Below are 20,601 nucleotides of genomic sequence, written 5' to 3'. Positions count from 1 at the left end.
GCCCTATGCCTCAAACAAGAGAGCACATCTTATTATGTCGTCAGGTAAACGTGCCTAAAATCGTAGTATTCATGAATAAAGTGGATATGGTTGATGATCCCGAATTATTAGATTTAGTAGAAATGGAAGTAAGAGATTTATTATCTTCTTACGACTACGATGGAGATAACACTCCTGTAATTCAAGGTTCTGCTTTAGGTGCACTTAACGGAGATCCAAAATGGGTTGCTACTGTTGACGAATTAATGGCTGCTGTAGATAGCTGGATTGATTTACCGGTTCGTGATCAAGATAAACCTTTTTTAATGCCAATCGAAGACGTTTTCTCTATTACAGGTCGTGGAACTGTAGCTACAGGACGTATTGAAGCAGGAGTTATAAACTCTGGTGAGGCCGTAGATATTGTTGGTATGGGAGATGAAAAATTAACATCTACTGTAACAGGAGTTGAAATGTTTAGAAAAATATTAGATAGAGGAGAAGCTGGAGATAATGTAGGATTATTGTTAAGAGGTATTGAAAAAACTGATATCCGTCGTGGTATGGTTATCGCTAAACCAGGATCAATTACTCCTCATAAAAAATTCAAAGCTGAGGTTTATATCTTAACTAAAGAAGAAGGTGGACGTCATACTCCATTCCATAATAACTACCGTCCTCAGTTCTATGTTAGAACAACTGACGTAACTGGTACTATTACTTTACCAGAAGGAACTGAAATGGTAATGCCTGGTGATAACTTAACTATTACAGTTGAATTACATCAACCAATCGCACTTAATAACGGTTTAAGATTCGCTATCCGTGAAGGAGGTAGAACTGTAGGTGCAGGTCAGGTAACTGAGATTTTAGATTAATTAAATTAAAATCATAATAAAAGAAAGAACTTAAAGTTCTTTCTTTTTAAGCGGGTGTAGCTCAGCTGGTAGAGCAGTGGTCTCCAAAACCAAAGGTCGTGAGTTCGAATCTTTCCGCCCGCGCAAAATAATAATAAATGAACGGACTCATTAAGTACTTAAAAGGTGCAATAGAAGAATTCAAAGATCACGTTGAGTGGCCTAAATGGTCCGATTTGCAATCCTCAACAACAGTTGTAGCAATTACGTCGATCATTTTGGCTATATTCTGCTTTGGCGTAGATTGGACTTTTGCTAAGGCACTTCAAAATATTTACTCTATTTTAGTAGGATTAAAATCTTAATAAATTTGGACGTGATGGATGATATGAAATGGTATGTACTGAAAACGATCAGTGGACAAGAATCTAAGGTGAAAATGTATATCGAAAATGAAGTTTTAAGATATGAACATCTTAAAAAGAATCTTGGTCAAGTAGTCGTACCAATGGAAAAAGTAGTACAAATTAGAAACGGTAAAAAAATTCGTAAAGAAAAAGTTTATTATCCTGGTTATGTTATGGTTGAAGCTAATTTGATTGGTGAGTTACCACATACCATTAAAAATATACCTGGAGTAATTAGTTTTTTAAGTGCTACTAAAGGAGGAGATCCGCTTCCAATGAGACGAAGTGAAGTGAGTAGAATGTTCGGTAAAATGGATGAATTATCTGAATCTGAAGATACCGTTAACATTCCTTTCGTATTTGGTGAAACCGTGAAAGTAATCGATGGTCCATTTAATGGTTTTAATGGAACGATCGAAAAAATTAATGAGGAAAAAAGAAAATTAGACGTCATGGTGTTGATTTTTGGAAGAAAAACACCTATTGAGCTAAGTTTCTCTCAAGTTGAAAAGATATAGGCTGCTTCCACAGATATAAATAAAACATTTTTAAGTAAAAATTAAAATGGCAAAAAAAATTTTTAAAATGGTAAAACTCCAGGTGAAAGGAGGACAAGCAAACCCTTCACCTCCTGTAGGACCTGCTTTAGGTGCTGCCGGGGTTAACATCATGGAGTTTTGTAAACAATTTAATGCCCGTACACAAGATAAGCAAGGACAGGTATTACCGGTTATCATTACTGTATATGAGGATAAATCATTTGACTTTGTTGTTAAAACTCCTCCGGTAACCGTACAACTTTTAGCAGCTTCTAAAGCTAAAAAAGGTTCCGGTGAACCAAACAGAGATAAGGTAGCATCCGTTTCTTGGAGTCAAGTGCAACAAATCGCGGAAGACAAAATGGTAGATTTAAATTGCTTTACAATTGAATCTGCGGTTAGTATGGTTGCAGGTACTGCAAGATCTATGGGTATTAAAGTAACTGGGCAAAATCCCTTTAATAATTAATTGTAGGAATCATGGCAGTTTTAACGAAAAAACAAAAAGCAGTTGTTGCTAAAGTAGATAAATCAAAGCTTTATACATTAGAAGAGGCTTCAAGCTTAGTTAAAGAAGTTAACTATACCAAATTTGATGCATCTGTTGATATAGCCGTTCGTTTAGGAGTTGATCCTCGTAAAGCCAATCAGATGGTACGAGGTGTAGTATCCTTACCTCACGGTACAGGTAAAGAAACCCGTGTTTTAGCTTTAGTTACTCCGGATAAGGAAGAAGAAGCTAAAAACGCAGGTGCAGATTATGTAGGATTAGATGAGTATCTACAAAAAATAAAAGAAGGATGGACTGATGTTGATGTAATCGTAACACAACCTCAAGTTATGGGAAAATTAGGTCCTTTAGGAAGAGTATTAGGTCCACGCGGTTTAATGCCGAACCCTAAAACCGGAACTGTTACCACTGAGATAGGAAAAGCCATTTCAGAAGTAAAAGCAGGTAAAATAGATTTTAAAGTTGATAAATATGGAATTGTACATGCTGCAATAGGCAAAGTATCATTCGATGCTAAAAATATTCAGGAAAATGCACAAGAAATCATTTCAACTTTAATAAAATTAAAACCTCAGGCAGCTAAAGGTGTATATGTTAAAAGCATTTACCTTTCTTCTACCATGAGTCCGGGTATTGCTATTGATCCAAAAGGTATAAACTAATTTTAATTTTACCAAACCATGACAAAACAAGAAAAAATAGAGGTAATTAAAGAATTACAGGAAGTACTTGAAAGTACAAATGTATTATATATAGCTGATACTGATGGATTAAATGCTCAACAAACTTCAGAATTAAGAAGAGCTTGTTTCAAAGGTGAAATTTCAATGAAAGTTGTTAAAAACACCCTTCTTAAAAAAGCAATGGAAAATGTTGAAGATAAAGATTTTTCAGGTGTTTTTGAAAGTTTAAAAGGAAATTCTACTATTTTCACTTCAGAAAGAGGAAATGCTCCGGCTAAATTAATACAAAATTTCAGAAAGAAAATTGAAAAGCCTTTATTAAAAGCTGCTTGGATAGATTCTGCAGTATTTGTAGGAGATGCACAATTAGATACATTGGCAAATCTCAAATCTAGAGAAGAGCTTATTGGAGAAATTATTGGATTACTTCAATCTCCAATTAAAAATGTTGTTTCTGCTCTTAAATCAAGTGGAAATACCATTGCCGGTTTAGTTAAAACCTTATCTGAAAAAGAAGAATAATTTCACACTCATAATAAATAGTTGTTAAACAAAAATTAAAACAAAATTAAAATGGCAGATTTAAAACAATTAGCTGAAACTCTAGTAAATTTAACAGTAAAAGAAGTTAATGAATTAGCTGAAATATTAAAAGAAGAATACGGTATTGAACCTGCTGCTGCTGCTGTAGCTATGGCTGCTCCAGTTGCTGGTGCAGAGGCAGGAGCTGCTGAAGAAAAAACTGAATTTGATGTTATTCTTAAAGCTGCAGGTGCTAATAAATTAGCTGTTGTTAAATTAGTTAAAGACCTTACAGGTAAAGGTCTAAAAGAAGCTAAAGATGCTGTAGATGGAGCTCCTACTCCAATTAAAGAAGGAGTAGCTAAAGACGAAGCAGAAAGTCTTAAGAAACAGCTTGAAGAAGCTGGAGCTGAAGTTGAATTGAAATAATTCATTCTACCTAAAAATAAAGGTTTAGGCCTCCAATTTGACATTGGTAAGGTCTAAGCCTATTTGTGTTTTAAAGATTTTAATATATCATATGAGTAAATCATTGGCGTCAAAAACTCAAAACCCAAAGAGATTTAGTTTCTCTCACTCTAAAGGACAAATTGAATTTCCTGATTTCCTAGACATACAGGTTAAATCATTTCAGGATTTTTTTCAATTAGAAACTCGTCCTGATCAAAGAAAAAACGAAGGACTTTTTAAAACGTTTACTGAAAATTTTCCTATTTCAGATACAAGGAATCAGTTCGTTTTAGAATTTTTAGATTATTTTGTTGATCCTCCAAAATATTCTATTGATGAATGTATTGAAAGAGGATTAACTTATAGTGTACCACTTAAAGCACGTCTCAAATTATATTGTACAGACCCAGAACATGAAGATTTTGAAACTGTAGTTCAAGATGTATACTTAGGGCCTATTCCTTATATGACACCAAGCGGTTCGTTTATCATAAACGGTGCTGAAAGAGTTATGGTATCCCAATTACATCGTTCACCTGGTGTATTTTTTGGACAATCCTATCATGCCAACGGTGCAAAATTATACTCATCTAGAATTATACCATTTAAAGGATCTTGGATGGAATTTGCCACCGATATCAACGGTGTGATGTATGCTTATATTGACAGAAAGAAAAAACTTCCGATGACAACCTTGCTTCGTGCAATTGGTTATCAAAGTGATAAAGATATATTAGAAATATTCGATCTTGCAGAAGAGGTAAAAGTAAACAAATCCAACCTAAAAAAAATGTTAGGAAGAACTTTAGCTGCAAGAGTTTTAAATACTTGGTTTGAAGATTTTGTTGATGAAGATACCGGTGAAGTTGTTTCTATAGAAAGAAATGAAATTATACTTGACCGCGAAACTATTTTAGAAAAGGAACATCTTGATTTGATCATAGATTCCGGAATTAAAACCATTTTAGTTCATAAAGAGAACAGCAACGAATTTTCTATCATTCATAATACTTTACAAAAAGATTCAACCAATTCCGAAAAAGAGGCTGTAGAGTATATCTACCGTCAATTGCGTAATGCAGAACCACCTGATGAAGAAACTGCAAGAGGTATCATCGATAAATTATTTTTCTCTGATGCTCGATACTCATTGGGAGAAGTGGGGCGTTACAGAATTAATAAAAAATTGAATTTAAATATCTCTGAAGATATTCAAGTTTTAACGAAAGACGATATTATTGCTATTGTTAAGTATTTAATTGAATTGATAAATTCAAAAGCTGAAGTTGATGACATCGACCACCTTTCCAATAGACGTGTTAAAACCGTAGGAGAACAATTAGCCGGACAATTTGGTGTTGGGCTAGCTCGTATGGCACGTACTATTAAAGAAAGAATGAATGTTCGTGACAATGAAGTTTTTACCCCTATCGACCTTATCAATGCAAAAACTTTAACCTCAGTTATAAATTCTTTCTTTGGAACAAATCAATTATCTCAATTTATGGATCAAACAAATCCATTATCTGAGGTTACACATAAAAGACGTATGTCTGCCTTAGGGCCCGGAGGTCTATCAAGAGAAAGAGCCGGATTCGAAGTACGAGACGTACACTATACTCACTATGGTAGAATTTGTCCTATTGAAACACCAGAAGGACCAAATATCGGTTTGATATCTTCTTTAGGTTGTTATGCCAGAATTAATGACTTAGGATTTATGGAAACTCCATATAGAAAAGTTATTAACGGTAAAGTAGACTTGGAATCCGAACCAGAATATTTAACTGCAGAAGAAGAAGAAGGAAAAATTATTGCTCAAGCAAACATTAATATGGATAGTGAAGGAAAAATTCTTGATGAAAGAATTGTAGCTAGAGAAGAAGCTGACTATCCAGTTGTTGAGCCAGATAAAGTAGATTTGATGGATGTTGCACCTAATCAAATTACTGGTATTTCCGCTTCATTAATTCCTTTCCTTGAACACGACGATGCTAACCGTGCATTGATGGGATCTAACATGATGCGTCAAGCGGTACCTTTATTAAAACCTCAAGCTCCAATTGTAGGAACAGGTTTAGAATTCCAGGTTGCAAAAGATTCACGTATCTTGATTAATGCTGAAGGTGAAGGAATTGTTGAATATGTTGATGCTAATATTATCACCATAAAATATGACAGAACTGAAGAAGAAGAATTAGTTAGCTTTGATTCTGCAAGTAAAACTTATAAATTAACTAAATTTAGAAAAACAAATCAAAGTACATCTATTACGCTTAAGCCAATCGTTAAAGCTGGGGATAGAGTATCTAAAGGTCAGGTCTTAACAGAAGGTTATGCAACTGAAGATGGAGAGCTTGCATTAGGTAGAAACTTATTAGTAGCTTTCATGCCTTGGAAAGGATATAACTTTGAGGACGCAATTGTTATTAATCAAAGAGCAGTAAGTGAGGACTGGTTTACTTCTATTCACGTTGACGAGTATTCTCTAGAAGTTAGAGATACAAAATTAGGTATGGAAGAACTTACACCAGATATTCCGAATGTAAGTGAAGAAGCCACTAAAGATCTTGATGAGAACGGAATGATTCGCATTGGAGCAGAAGTTAAACCGGGAGATATATTAGTTGGTAAAATTACTCCAAAAGGAGAATCAGACCCAACTTCAGAGGAGAAATTACTTCGCGCCATATTCGGAGATAAAGCCGGAGATGTTAAAGATGCATCGTTAAAAGCTGAACCTTCCTTAAAAGGTGTAGTAATTAATAAGAAACTATTTACCCGTAACATTAAGGATAAACGTAAACGAGGCGATGAAAAATTAAAAATTGAGCAATTAGAAGCTGAATTTAAGGTTAAACTTAATGATTTAAAAAATCAATTATTAGAGAAATTATATGTCCTTTTAAATGGAAAAACTTCTCAAGGAATTTATAATGATTTAAATGAAGAAGTAATACCAAAAGGAGTTAAATTTACTCAAAAGCTTTTATCAAGCATTGATGACTACTTTAACTTAGCTGGAGAAAATTGGACATTAGATGATAATAAAAACAATTCTATTAAGGAATTGCTTCATAATTATAAAATAAAACATAACGATCTACTAGGTTCACTAAATCGCGAAAGACATACTATTTCTGTTGGAGACGAATTACCGGCAGGTATTGTAAAACTTGCTAAAGTTTATATCGCAAAAAAACGTAAATTAAATGTAGGTGATAAAATGGCGGGTCGTCACGGTAATAAAGGTATTGTTGCAAGAATTGTGCGTGATGAAGATATGCCATTCCTAGAAGATGGAACACCGGTTGATATTGTACTTAATCCACTAGGAGTACCTTCCCGTATGAACATAGGTCAGATATATGAAACTATTTTAGGTTGGTGCGGAAAAAAACTGGGTAAAAAATTTGCAACTCCTATCTTTGATGGAGCAACTTCTGAGCAAATCGACGAACTCACTAAAGAAGCCGGCGTACCTCAATGGGGTACTACATATTTATACGACGGGGGAACAGGAGAACGTTTTGAACAAAAAGCTACCGTTGGAGTTATCTATATGTTGAAACTTGGACATATGGTTGATGACAAAATGCACGCACGTTCAATCGGACCTTATTCATTAATTACTCAGCAACCGTTAGGAGGTAAAGCACAATTTGGAGGCCAAAGATTTGGAGAGATGGAGGTTTGGGCCTTAGAAGCTTTTGGAGCCTCAAACATCTTAAGAGAAATTATAACCATTAAATCTGATGACGTGATTGGTAGAGCTAAGGCTTATGAATCAATTGTTAAAGGTGAACCAATGCCTGAACCAGGTATACCTGAATCATTTAATGTATTTCTACATGAATTACAAGGTTTAGGATTGGATGTAAGATTAGAAGATTAGTTATTTCATTCTTTTTAATCTTAATAAATTTAAATTTTTTTCAATTTAATTGATTACAAAATAATGGCAGTTAAACAAAGAACTAGCAAATTTAGTAAAATTATAATCGGATTAGCTTCTCCAGAAAGTATATTACAACAATCCAGAGGAGAAGTTTTAAAACCTGAAACAATCAATTATCGGACTCATAAACCTGAACGTGATGGTTTATTTTGTGAAAGAATTTTCGGTCCGGTAAAAGATTATGAATGTGCTTGCGGTAAATATAAAAGAATACGTTACAAAGGAATTGTTTGTGATCGATGCGGTGTAGAGGTAACGGAAAAAAAAGTAAGACGTGAAAGAATTGGACATATTAATTTAGTAGTGCCGGTGGCACATATTTGGTATTTTCGTTCTTTACCGAATAAAATCGGATATTTATTAGGTATTCCTTCCAAAAAGTTGGATATGATTATCTACAATGAACGCTTTGTAGTTATTCAGGCAGGAATAGCAAAAAAATTAAATGGTGAAGAGTTAGAACATCTTGAGTTTTTAACAGAGGAAGAATATTTAGACATATTGGAGACACTTCCAATTGAAAATCAATATTTGGATGATTCTGATCCAAATAAATTTGTCGCTAAAATGGGGGCAGAATGTTTGGAAGAGCTATTAAAAAGAATAGATTTAGATGCCTTATCTTATGAATTAAGACATAAAGCAAATACTGAATCTTCTAAACAGAGAAGAACCGAAGCATTAAAACGATTACAAGTAGTGGAATCATTCAGAGATGCTAATTCCGACGGTCGTATCAATCGCCCAGAATGGATGATCATGAGAGTGATACCTGTTATACCTCCAGATTTACGTCCATTAGTACCTTTAGACGGAGGACGTTTTGCTACTTCCGATTTAAATGATTTATACCGTAGAGTTATCATCAGAAATAATCGTTTAAAAAGATTAATAGAAATCAAAGCTCCGGAAGTAATTTTGCGAAATGAAAAACGTATGCTTCAGGAAGCCGTGGATTCATTATTTGATAATACCAGAAAATCATCAGCTGTAAAATCTGAATCTAATAGACCATTAAAATCACTTTCCGATTCATTAAAAGGAAAACAAGGACGTTTTCGTCAAAACTTATTAGGTAAGCGTGTGGACTATTCTGCTCGTTCGGTTATTGTTGTAGGTCCTTCACTTCAACTTCATGAATGTGGTTTACCTAAAGATATGGCAGCTGAGCTTTATAAACCTTTTATCATTAGAAAATTAATTGAAAGAGGAATTGTAAAAACAGTAAAATCTGCAAAAAGAATTATAGAAAGAAAAGAACCGGTAGTTTATGATATCTTAGAAAATGTGATGAAAGGACATCCGGTTTTATTAAACCGTGCCCCTACCCTTCACCGTTTAGGTATTCAGGCTTTCCAACCAAGGATGATTGAAGGTAAAGCAATTCGTCTTCACCCTTTAGTTTGTACAGCATTTAACGCGGATTTTGACGGAGACCAAATGGCAGTACACCTACCATTAGGACCAGAAGCAATTTTAGAAGCTCAATTATTAATGTTGGCCTCTCAAAATATTTTAAATCCAGCAAATGGTTCGCCTATTCAAGTACCTTCTCAAGATATGGTTTTAGGACTATATTATATGACTAAGCCATTAACACCTACTGAAGAAATTAAAGTTAAAGGTCATGGTTCTATTTTCTATTCCTCTGAAGAAGTAGATATTGCTTATAATGAAAAAGCCGTAGATTTAAATGCTATAATTAAAGTAAAAGCAACGGTTATAGAAGGAGAAGAACTAGTAGAAAAGATGATTGAAACCACAGTAGGAAGAGTATTATTTAACAAAATCGTACCTAAGAAAGTGGGTTATATTAATGAGGTTTTAACTAAAAAATCATTACGTAACATTATTGGTACCATATTACAAAGAACTGATTTTCCTACTACTGCTAAGTTTTTGGATGATATGAAAACTTTAGGATATGCTACTGCATTCAAAGGAGGACTTTCATTCAGCTTAGGAGATATCAAAACTCCTGATGAAAAGAAAATTATGATTCAGGAAGCTAATGAACAAGTTGACGGAATTAGAGCAAACTATAATATGGGATTAATCACCAATAATGAAAGATATAACCAGGTAATTGACGTTTGGACTAATACAAATGCACGATTAACAGATTTAATCATGCAAAGAATGAAAACCGACAAAGGTGGTTTCAACTCAGTATACATGATGCTTGATTCGGGTGCACGGGGTTCTAAAGAACAGATTCGTCAGCTAGCAGGTATGAGAGGATTGATGGCAAAACCGCAAAAAGCTGGTTCATCAGGAGGTGAAATTATTGAAAACCCTATTATTTCAAATTTTCGTGAAGGACTTTCCATCTTGGAATACTTTATATCTACACACGGAGCTCGTAAAGGTCTTGCAGATACTGCATTAAAAACTGCTGATGCTGGATATCTGACTCGTCGTTTAGTTGATGTGGCTCAAGATGTAATAATTAATGAACAAGATTGTGGAACCTTAAGAGGTATTGAAATTTCGCCATTGAAAAAGAATGATGAAATTGTAGAACCTCTTTCTGAAAGAATATTAGGTCGTGTATCACTTCACGATATCTACCACCCGGATACAGATGAACTATTAATTGAAGCAGATCAAATGATCACATCTGAGACAGCCAAATTAATTCAACAATCCGGAATAGAGTCAGTAGAAGTTCGCTCTCCATTAACTTGCGAATCTAAAAAAGGTATATGTGCAAAATGTTATGGAGTAAACCTATCTACCAACAAATTGATAAACAAAGGCGAAGCAGTTGGTGTAATAGCCGCTCAGTCTATTGGTGAGCCAGGTACACAGCTTACATTAAGAACATTCCACGTAGGAGGTACTGCTGGAAACGTTGCAGAAGTGAGCAGCATTGTTGCAAAAAGAGACGGTAAAGTTGAATTTGATGATATAAGGACTGTAGAAAGTGAAGATGAAAACGGTAATAAAGTTTTAATTGTTGTTTCCCGTTCTACAGAATTTAAATTATTAAATGCTGAAGGAAATATACAAATGCTTACCAATATACCTTATGGATCTACATTATTGGTTAAATCAGGAGATGAAGTTAAAAAAGGAGATATAATTTGCAAATGGGATCCGTACAATGCAATTATTCTTTCAGAAACTGCCGGTAAGATCGAATACGAACAAATTGAGCAAGGTTCAACTTATCAGTTAGAGATTGATGAACAAACAGGATTCGAGGAAAAAGTAATTTCTGAATCAAGAAACAAAAAACTCATCCCTACTTTAAAAATACTAGATACAAAAGATGAGGTACTAAAATCAATAAATTTACCTGTTGGTGCACACCTTATTGTAAATGACGGTGAAAAAATTAAAGCTGGAAGAATCTTAGTAAAAATTCCTAGAAGGTCAGCAAAAGCCGGTGATATTACCGGTGGTTTACCACGTGTAACCGAGCTATTTGAAGCAAGAAATCCTTCTAATCCAGCTGTTGTTTCCGAAATTGACGGTGTTGTAAGTTATGGTAAAATAAAAAGAGGTAATCGTGAAATAGCTATAGAGTCTAAAAACGGTGAGATAAAAAGATATTTGGTTAAATTATCCAATCAGATTCTTGTTCAGGAAAATGACTTTGTACATGCAGGAGATGCCTTGTCAGACGGTGCAATAACCCCGAATGATATTCTTAACATTAAAGGCCCAACAGCAGTTCAAGAATATTTAGTAAACGAAATCCAAGAAGTATATCGATTACAAGGGGTAAAAATCGATGACAAACATTTTGAAATTATTGTTCGTCAGATGATGACTAAAGTTGAAATTGTAGATGCCGGTGATACCAAATTCTTAGAAGGAAATCTAGAGCACAAAATTGATTTCATCGAAGAAAACGATCGTATTTTCGGAATGAAGGTTATAACTGAACCTGGAGACAGCCTAGAATTAAAACCAGGGCAAATAATTTCTTCAAGAGAACTTAGAGATGAAAATTCTAAATTAAAACGTGAAGATAAAAAACTAGTTGAAGCTCGTGAAGCACTTCCGGCTACTGCAAGTCCTGTTTTACAAGGTATTACAAGAGCGTCATTACAAACTAAATCATTTATTTCTGCAGCTTCTTTCCAAGAAACTACTAAAGTATTAAATGAAGCTGCTGTTGCAGGTAAAATCGATTACCTAAACGGATTGAAAGAAAATGTAATTGTAGGGCACAGAATCCCTGCTGGTACTGGTTTAACAGAATATCAAAATGTTGTGGTAGGTTCGAATAAAGAATTTGAGGAAATGATAACCGAAAAAATTTAAAAACAATTCGAAATGGAAAATCAAAATCAGAATCAACAAGACTTAAATATTGAATTAACTGATGAAGTAGCTTCCGGAGTATTTTCAAATCTGGCACTAATAAATCATTCACCGACTGAATTTGTTGTAGATTTTATTCAGATTATGCCGGGTGTACCTAAAGCTAAAGTTAAATCAAGAATCATCTTAACTCCTGAACATGCAAAAAGATTATTAACAGCTTTAACTGATAATATTCAAAAATATGAGCAACAATTTGGAGCTGTTAAAGATGATACCTATCATTTAAATTTTGGACCAAAAGGTCAAGCATAAATAAAAATAAACAAATTATTTATAAAAAAGCCGAGATATATCTCGGCTTTTTTTGTTAATATATTAATTACTAACATCATAAAAGAAGCGTAATTTTATAATATAGCCAACTAAATAACTAATTAAATTTGAGAATTATTTAATTATTTAACAATTATTTTAACATAATTAAAAAATATATTATATCTTTGAAGAGATAAATTAATGTATTAAATATGAGAATAAACCGAATTTTCTTAGGATTTTTGTTTATCTTCATGAGCACGGCTTTTGTTTGGGCTCAGATGAAAACGATTAGCGGGAAAGTTCTTGGGATTGATGGACAGCCTCAAGCAGATGTTTCCGTTATGATACAAGGATCTACCAAAAAAACTTATACTGATGACGCAGGAGAATTTTCAATAGATGCTGAACCAGGACAGACAATTGAAATTTTATCTTTTGATGATGAAACCGCAAGTTTTATTGTTAATGACCAAAGTTTTTATGATGTTGTACTTAAACCTTTGAAAACAGAAAGGGATGATCCCTCAAAAAGAAAAGAAAAAGTACTCGATGATGTCATTGTAACGGCTTTAGGAATTACAAGAGAAAAAAAATCTTTAGGATATGCAACTCAATCTGTAAATGGAGATGATCTTTCTAAAACCAGAGAAACTAATCCTATAAACTCACTTTCGGGAAAGGTCTCAGGACTACAAGTGATCAATAATAGTGGAACTATAGGAGGTTCAACGCAAATAAGACTAAGAGGTATGAGATCTCTTTCTCAATCTAATAAGCCACTTATAGTGGTAGATGGAATACCATTAATTGATCAAAATATAAATTCAAAAAGCACAGAAAGAGGAGCTGGTGGTATAGATTATGGGGATACATTTGGCGATATAAACCCTGACGATATCGAAAATATATCAGTACTTAAAGGCGCAACGGCAGCTGCTTTATATGGATCAAGAGCTATGAATGGTGCTATCATGATTACCACTAAAAAGGCAAAAAGAGGAAAAACCGAAATTGTCCTTAATTCAGGGGTTGTATTTGATAAAATATATAAAATGCCTCGTCAACAAAAATTATATGGCGGAGGTGGAAGTAATAAGTTCGTTACTCAAAATATTAATGGGGTAGATTTTTTAATCGTCGATTATAGAACAGATGAATCGTGGGGACCAAAATACGATCCTAATGTAAATGTCTTACATTGGAATGCATTTGACCCGGAATTTGCTGACGATTATTTAAAAGCAAAACCATGGATCTACCCGAAAAACGATTATAAAGAATTTTTTAAAACCGGAATCACTCATAATAATGGTATTTCATTTAGTAGGAGCATTGAAAATACCAATGTAAGAGTAAGCTATAACAATTCAAAATCATCGGGAATAACGCCTAATTCAGATTTAACAAAAAATTCATTATCAATGAATTTAAATTCCAAATTATCTGACGATCTAAAATTGGATGCTTCTGCAACTTATACATCAACTAAAGGATTTAATAGACCAGAAGTTGGATATAGTAACAGCAATATTTTGCAAAAAATGTTTCAATTTGGACAAACATCTTTAGATTATAAAGACCTCCAAAAATATCAGTTAGCTGATGGAACTCAAAGAACTTGGAATAGAAGAAGTTGGAATAACTCAAATCCCGCATATTCTGACAACCCATATTGGACGGTATACAAAAATACTAATGAAGATAATAGGGATCGCTTATTTGGTACAGCAGGATTAATTTATAACATTACTAATGACCTATATGTTAACGGAAAAGTAATGCTTGATACCTATACGACCCATATAAGTGAAAAAACAGCAGTAGGTTCTCATTCGCTTTCTGAATATATAACTTCTGAAAGAAAATATACAGATTTAAACTACGAAGCCACTGTTCATTACGATAAAAACATAGGTAATTTCTCTCTTAATTCTTTTGCTGGAACAAATAGAAGAGATTATAAATATAGATATATGTATGGAAAAACCAAAGGAGGTTTAGTCATCAGAGATTGGTATAATTTAAACAATTCAATGGAACCTTCGATTGTGTTGAATCAAAAGGAGAAAAAAAGAGTAAATAGTTTATTTTATTCTTTCAGCCTAGGATACGATAATTTTGTATTTTTAGAAACAACCGGGAGAAATGATTGGTCATCTTCACTTCCTTCTAAAAATAATTCCTTTTTCTATCCCTCTGTAGCTACAAGCTTTGTTATCACTAGATACCTTGAAAGCAATTGGTTGAATTTCTTGAAAATCAGAGGAGGATATTCTGAAGTAAGGAATGATACTGATCCATATCAATTAATTAATACATTCTATAATTTTGACATTGAAAGCGAACCAGACTATGAAAGTTTATTTTTAAAAGATCCATGGTTTTGGCTAACAACTACAGCTAAAACTAATAATCTGAAACCGGAAAAATTAGAATCTTATGAAGTTGGACTAGAATTTCAACTGTTTAAAAGTAGACTAAGTGGAGATATTTCATTTTATCAAACTACGACAAAGGATCTAATTACTAAAGTACCTTTAGATGGCTCTGCAGGGTTCTATAATGCATTGATGAACGCAGGAAAACTAGTAAATAAAGGCGTAGAAGTATCTCTTAATATTGTTCCAATTAAAACAGAAAATTTTAAATGGAATTTTAATTATAATTTTTCAAAATCTGATAATGAAATCAAATCTCTTGCAGAAGATTTAACATCCCTAACAATAGCTAAAGCACCTTTCAATGCATTTGTTGTAGCAATTCCCGGCTATAGATATGGTCAAATATACGGTACTGATTTTGTGTACAAGGATGGAAAAAAAGTTGTAGGTAAGGATGGATTATATTTAAAAACCGTAAATAATGTACCATTAGGATCAATACTTCCTGATTTCAATATGAGTTTTAGAAATTCTTTTACTTATAAAAATTGGAGTTTAGGTTTACAAATTGATTGGCAAAAAGGCGGAAAATATTTTTCGACCACTTATATGTTAGGAATGAATTCAGGAATACTTCCTCAAACAGCAGATAACAATATAAGAGAAAATGGTATTATTGTAGATGGTGTTAAAGAAGATGGTACTCCTAACGATATTAGAGTATCAGCATCAGAATATTCTAAACATTTTTTTAATGGTCCTTCCGCTCAAAATGTTTTTGATGCAGATTTTGTAAAATTACGTGAACTATCAGTATCTTATACACTTACCGGCCAATACTTAGGTGATTATATCAATTCTATTACTTTTTCGGCATTTGGAAGAAATCTCTTTGCTTGGGGGCTTGATTGGAAATCCATGGATCCTGAAGTTGCAAATTATGGAAGTGGAAATGCTTCAGGAATTGAGGGAGGTTCTATGCCTACTACGAGATCTTTTGGACTTAATGTGCAAGTCAAATTCTAATTTAAAAATTCAACCATGAAAAAACTACTTACATATATCAGTTCTCTCATTATCCTATTATTTTCAGCTATATCTTGTGATAATGATTTTGATAATATAAATACTGATCCTAATAATCCGAAGAAAGTACCGGGTTATACAACTTTTAGATTTGGATGCCGATATTTTATTGATAATACCAGAGATGAATGGGGGTCAGGAAGGATGGTTTTACCTTGGATCCAATACTGGTGTCAACTAAATTATACGGAAGAAGATCTTTATCAATATAGAGATGGTGCTAATCAAAATTTATGGAAAGATTATTATCGAGCCGCTGAAAATCTTAAAACTTCTATAGAACTGGTAGAATCCGATCCTTTAACTAATGTACAATTTGGTGCTATTGAAAACCAAACAGCAATTGCACGGATTATGCTAAGCTATTTATTTATGCAACTTACAGATACATATGGAGATGTTCCTTATTGGTCTTATGGTGGAAAATCAAATCCAGATTTTCAAGCCTTACAAGTTGAAAAGTACAAAACTCCCAAGTTTGTAAGACAAGATACTATTTATAAAGACATCTTGAAAGAATTAAAAGAAGCCTCAGCTCAACTTATTCTGAATAAAAATGTTTCAACAGGAGATCATATGTATAATGGAGATGCAGCAAAATGGAAAAAATTTGCTAATTCTTTACGTTTACGTTTAGCCAATCGTTTAAAAGAGATAATGCCTAAAGTAATAACTGAAGCAAATGATGCAATTTCGCAGGGTGTATTTACTTCTAATGAAGATAATGCCATATTTGCCTATGGAACTACTACCTCAGATGCTAATCCTATGTGGAGGGCCTATTTTGTTAAAAATAGAACCGACTTTGCTGTCACCAATACTTTTATTGACTTATTAAAAGGAAAATTAGGTACTTTTTCTGCTGATCCAAGACTTCACAAATTTGCATCTCCTAAAAAGGCAAAAATTGATGATGTTAAAAATAATACTTATGTTTCTTCTTCAAATTTAAGTGATTATGAAGGTATGCCATACGGTATTACAAGTGCAATGGCTTCTGAAGTTTTCTCCGCTGACAAAATTTCATATCCAAGTTATGATGTTTTACATATAGATAGAGGTGAGGTTCTTATGGAATATGCTGAAGTTCAATTTATATTATCCGAATTAAATAATTGGGATAATGGATATTATCAAGAAGGTGTAAAAGCTTCTCTTGAAAGATGGGGAGTATCTACTAAAGATCAAGCCGATTTCTTAAGTAAGTTACCGATAGCCAACGAAGAAAATGTACTTACCCAAAAATATATTGCGCTTTATATGCAACCTCATGAAGCTTGGGCAGAATATAGAAGAACCGGATATCCTAAAACTTTATTGTTACCTGGAAAAACGTATGCTCTTCCCGAAAACCCAACCTTTCCCGCAGGAACTAGCTACGAATTTAAACCGTTAGTTTTTGGTATGACTGACTTACCAACTCGTATTCCCTACCCCTCTCATCTTTCCACTCAGAATACTAAAAATTATTACGAGGCTGTTAAAAACATGGGAGGAACTGATGATATGAAAACTAAATTAATCTGGGATAAAAATTGATACTTAGTTAAAATTTCATCTATAAATAACGCTCTGTTTTTCATTAAACAGAGCGTTATTACTTTATAAAATTATTTTGAATTCAATTAATATTCCAATAGTAATTGAATATCTTGCGTATGATTTTTTAATTCACCAATTCCATTTAAAAAAGACAGTCCTATTAAAAAGCTAAATTGAGAAACTAAAGCTCCACAATTCTCTACTAATTTTGCACAAGCAGCTGCCGTTCCTCCAGTCGCTAAAACGTCATCGTGTATTAAAATTCTTTGTCCCGGCAGTATATGTCCTTTTTTTACTTCTATTATTGCTTTTCCATACTCCAAGTCATATTCTTGTGAAATTATCGGAGGAGGTAATTTTCCAGCTTTACGCACTAAAATAAAAGGAAGATTAAGTTCTCTTGCAATTTGAACTCCAAATAAATATCCTCTACTCTCAATACCACATACAGCATCCACTTTTCCTTTACTTAACTCTGCAAATTTTTTTACAATTTTAGTACATAACTCAGGATTTAGAAATATTGGAGAAATATCTTTGTATTGTACTCCTTCTATAGGAAAATCCTGAACCCTATCAACATGTAAATCGATTTCTTTACTTAAACTTAATTCTTTCATTAAATTAATTTTTTATTCATACCTAAAAATTTACTTCCAAGTATCTTCTTTTATTTCTTTAGTTTCTGTATTAGTAATTAACCAATTATCTTTTATTTTTTTTAAAATAAAATTTTGAGTTAAAGTTTTTATTTTTCCATTTAGATCTTTAATCTGATATTGGGCTATAACAGTTAATTGATCTTTAATAATTTCTTCCGATTCCGCATTTAATAAATTAGTTTCTGCAATCGTTCCAAATCCGTTGGATGTGGAAGAAAAGTTTTCCAAAGATGACCATTTAGGATTTTGTGTCAAACTATATGCTTGAGAGAATTGTTTAGAACCTATCAATTGTATAAATTTTTTAACATTATCTAAAGCTACTTGTTTATTAATCTCATTTTCTATAGGAGATAATGCATCTCTTGTTTTATTTAAATCAATAGGAATTCCTGAAAGTTTTCCATATAGATATTTATTTGCAACATTAATCTTAGCCTCCACATCAATATTTGAAGTAGTTAACTTTTTATTTTCAAACATGGAATAAAGGATTTTTATTCCTTTCTTTAAAGTGGGATTGCCTATTTCTGATGAGTTTATCTCTCTTTGTATCATATATACGATAATACCGTTATTTATAAATGATATGGATAAATTTAAGGGTAAATCTTTATAAGAAACTGCTAATCCTGTATCGTCTACTAATTCCGGATATAGGTAAAAGCCGTCGTTCACTGCAGCATCTTTATCAATAGGTGTAAATCTAATATTAATACGAGTGGCCTCCTCTATTTGTTTAAGTTTTTGTTCTGCAACTGTTAAGGGCTTTATATCCTTATCGAAAACTGAAGGATCCACTGAATTCATAGAAGTACTTGACCAAGGTATTTTATTTTTTTTTGCAATATCTTCAGCTATATCAAAAATTTGCTCCGTATTTTTTCCATCAAGTAATTTATAAAGTTGCTCCCACCTGTTGTTTTCATCTTGCCCTTCAGTTTTAAACTTATAAATTAATTTAATAGCTTCTTGCATTTTATCCCGTTGAAGGATAGTTAACTTGGAAGATATAGACTTAATACTTTTATTAAAAGTTTCTTTAGTGGTTCCATCTATAACTTTATATTGCTTATCGCACGCATTACATAAGAAAACAAAAGTTAATATTATTAAAATTTTTTTTTTCATAAAAGTATATTATGTAATTAAAAATATGCTAAATATTTTTTACAATATAACCTGATATTTTTAAAGTTGAAAAATTCTTATACGTAATCTGTTTTTTCGATTCATAATCTACTATTTCCAAGCCTGCATATTTAGCAATAGCATGCCCTCCTGCAATATCCCAAAAATTAATCGGACTCAATCTTGCATATTCATTTGCTTTTCCTTCTGCAACTAATCCTATCTTAATAGCACTCCCCATTTGAAACATAACCAAATTTGGATGCTGTATTCTTAGTTTTTCAATATATTCTTTATCTATAGAGCTATAATGAGAGCGACTTGTTAATATAGTATAATTCTTTAAATCAATCTTTAAAGGGAGTTTCACAGATTTTTCCAATATTTTTTCAGTAACATCTTCTTCATTTAATAGTTCATATAAATCTTCATATTTTCCATTCCATTTATAACTACCTAAACCTTCAGCAGCAAAATAAAATAATTCTAATGATGGGGCTGCTAAAACCCCCAATAAAGAAGTTTCTGATGTCAACAAACCTATGGAAATACAATATTCTCCAGTCTTATTAACATATTCTTTTGTACCGTCAATAGGATCAACGCACCAATATTTTTGCCATCCTGCAATTACACTTTCTGATTCATGCTCAGTTTCTTCACTTAGTATAGGAATAGAGGTTTGCTTTAAATATGCTGTAATGATTTCATTAGATTTTAGATCACCCGAGGTAACGGGTGATTTATCTTCTTTTATTGAAACAGAAAAGCCTTCATCATATATTTTGTGTACTTCTTTTGAAGCATCTATTGCTGCTCTTAGAGCAACATTAATTAAATTTTTCATTAATATGAATTTTTTGAATCACCTTTTTCAGATAGAGATTTGGCAGAGGATGTTCCTATTCTTTTTACACCCATTTCAATCATTTTCACAGCTTCATCATAAGTACGAACACCACCCGCAGCTTTTACAGGTAAAGGTTTTGAATAATTAAGCATAATTTCAATTGCAGGGAAAGTTGCTCCATTCGGCTTCCCATCTTCTGTTTGATAAAAACCTGTTGAAGATTTTACAAAAATTTTACCAAAATCATCTTTATTAAAAGTCTCTTGAGCCCATGTTGAAAAATAAGAGCAAATAGACTTTATTTGTTCATCTGAAAGTGCTGCAATCTCAATAATCCATTTTACGACCTTAGATGCTTTTAAACCTAAAATAGTTCCTGAAATAAATTCTTGCTTAACTAAATCTATGCCCCCTTTTTTAAAAGCCTCATAATTAATAACATAATCC

The 20,601-nt window shown here is 32.8% G+C and carries 15 protein-coding genes, 1 tRNA gene and 1 pseudogene; 13 read left to right on the top strand and 4 right to left on the bottom strand.

Translation table 11 applies throughout. From position 1 onward, the window contains the following. The 13 genes from M3Z80_RS04505 to M3Z80_RS04445 form a co-directional block, all read left to right on the top strand. On the top strand, positions 1 to 857 hold an 857-nt coding region (locus tag M3Z80_RS04505; protein ID WP_293917969.1), incomplete at its 5' end, for an elongation factor Tu. A gap of 50 nt (positions 858 to 907) precedes the next feature. Further along, positions 908 to 980, top strand: a tRNA-Trp gene (locus tag M3Z80_RS04500). A gap of 14 nt (positions 981 to 994) precedes the next feature. After that, positions 995 to 1,201, top strand: coding sequence for a preprotein translocase subunit SecE (gene secE / locus M3Z80_RS04495; RefSeq protein ID WP_293917967.1), 207 nt, complete (start codon positions 995 to 997; stop codon positions 1,199 to 1,201). A 14-nt stretch (positions 1,202 to 1,215) separates the two neighbouring features. Further along, positions 1,216 to 1,761 carry a transcription termination/antitermination protein NusG gene (gene nusG / locus M3Z80_RS04490; RefSeq protein WP_293917965.1) on the top strand — a complete coding sequence of 182 codons (546 nt, stop codon included), beginning with the start codon at positions 1,216 to 1,218 and terminating at the stop codon, positions 1,759 to 1,761. Positions 1,762 to 1,807: 46 nt separating this feature from the next. After that, positions 1,808 to 2,251 carry a 50S ribosomal protein L11 gene (gene rplK / locus M3Z80_RS04485; RefSeq protein ID WP_293917963.1) on the top strand — a complete coding sequence of 148 codons (444 nt, stop codon included), beginning with the start codon at positions 1,808 to 1,810 and terminating at the stop codon, positions 2,249 to 2,251. A gap of 11 nt (positions 2,252 to 2,262) precedes the next feature. Further along, positions 2,263 to 2,955: a 50S ribosomal protein L1 gene (gene rplA, locus M3Z80_RS04480; protein WP_293917961.1), complete on the top strand. Its 693-nt coding sequence runs from the start codon at positions 2,263 to 2,265 to the stop codon at positions 2,953 to 2,955. An 18-nt stretch (positions 2,956 to 2,973) separates the two neighbouring features. Further along, entirely contained in the window at positions 2,974 to 3,498 is a 525-nt protein-coding gene (gene rplJ, locus M3Z80_RS04475) for a 50S ribosomal protein L10 (protein ID WP_293917959.1), read from the top strand. 51 nt (positions 3,499 to 3,549) lie between these two features. After that, positions 3,550 to 3,927, top strand: a complete 378-nt coding sequence (gene rplL / locus M3Z80_RS04470; RefSeq protein WP_293917957.1) for a 50S ribosomal protein L7/L12 — start codon at positions 3,550 to 3,552, stop codon at positions 3,925 to 3,927. Between the two features lie 91 nt (positions 3,928 to 4,018). After that, positions 4,019 to 7,843 (top strand): DNA-directed RNA polymerase subunit beta, encoded by a 3,825-nt coding sequence (gene rpoB / locus M3Z80_RS04465; protein WP_293917955.1) that lies wholly within the window; start codon positions 4,019 to 4,021, stop codon positions 7,841 to 7,843. Between the two features lie 63 nt (positions 7,844 to 7,906). Continuing rightward, complete coding sequence (gene rpoC / locus M3Z80_RS04460) at positions 7,907 to 12,181, top strand: DNA-directed RNA polymerase subunit beta' (RefSeq protein ID WP_293917953.1); 4,275 nt, start codon at positions 7,907 to 7,909, stop codon at positions 12,179 to 12,181. A gap of 12 nt (positions 12,182 to 12,193) precedes the next feature. After that, positions 12,194 to 12,496, top strand: a complete 303-nt coding sequence (locus M3Z80_RS04455; protein ID WP_293917951.1) for a DUF3467 domain-containing protein — start codon at positions 12,194 to 12,196, stop codon at positions 12,494 to 12,496. A 257-nt stretch (positions 12,497 to 12,753) separates the two neighbouring features. Beyond that, positions 12,754 to 15,909 carry a SusC/RagA family TonB-linked outer membrane protein gene (locus M3Z80_RS04450; protein ID WP_293917949.1) on the top strand — a complete coding sequence of 1,052 codons (3,156 nt, stop codon included), beginning with the start codon at positions 12,754 to 12,756 and terminating at the stop codon, positions 15,907 to 15,909. A gap of 15 nt (positions 15,910 to 15,924) precedes the next feature. Further along, complete coding sequence (locus tag M3Z80_RS04445; protein WP_293917947.1) at positions 15,925 to 17,508, top strand: SusD/RagB family nutrient-binding outer membrane lipoprotein; 1,584 nt, start codon at positions 15,925 to 15,927, stop codon at positions 17,506 to 17,508. An 86-nt stretch (positions 17,509 to 17,594) separates the two neighbouring features. Here M3Z80_RS04445 and M3Z80_RS04440 read toward each other — a convergent pair whose 3' ends face one another. The 4 genes and pseudogenes from M3Z80_RS04440 to M3Z80_RS04425 all read right to left on the bottom strand — a co-directional run. Then, complete coding sequence (locus tag M3Z80_RS04440; protein WP_293917945.1) at positions 17,595 to 18,131, bottom strand: adenine phosphoribosyltransferase; 537 nt, start codon at positions 18,129 to 18,131, stop codon at positions 17,595 to 17,597. A 30-nt stretch (positions 18,132 to 18,161) separates the two neighbouring features. Further along, positions 18,162 to 19,304, bottom strand: a complete 1,143-nt coding sequence (locus tag M3Z80_RS04435; RefSeq protein WP_293917943.1) for a hypothetical protein — start codon at positions 19,302 to 19,304, stop codon at positions 18,162 to 18,164. Between the two features lie 28 nt (positions 19,305 to 19,332). Continuing rightward, positions 19,333 to 20,151: a 3'(2'),5'-bisphosphate nucleotidase CysQ family protein gene (locus M3Z80_RS04430; protein WP_293917941.1), complete on the bottom strand. Its 819-nt coding sequence runs from the start codon at positions 20,149 to 20,151 to the stop codon at positions 19,333 to 19,335. Then, positions 20,151 to 20,601: pseudogene (locus M3Z80_RS04425) on the bottom strand (deoxyribose-phosphate aldolase); the annotation flags it as partial. The gene M3Z80_RS04430 and the pseudogene M3Z80_RS04425, both read right to left, overlap by 1 nt.

It is taken from the genome of Apibacter sp. (assembly GCF_025291155.1).
Classification (GTDB): Bacteria; Bacteroidota; Bacteroidia; order Flavobacteriales; family Weeksellaceae; genus Apibacter.
This window is presented reverse-complemented; position numbering and strand designations above follow the sequence as displayed.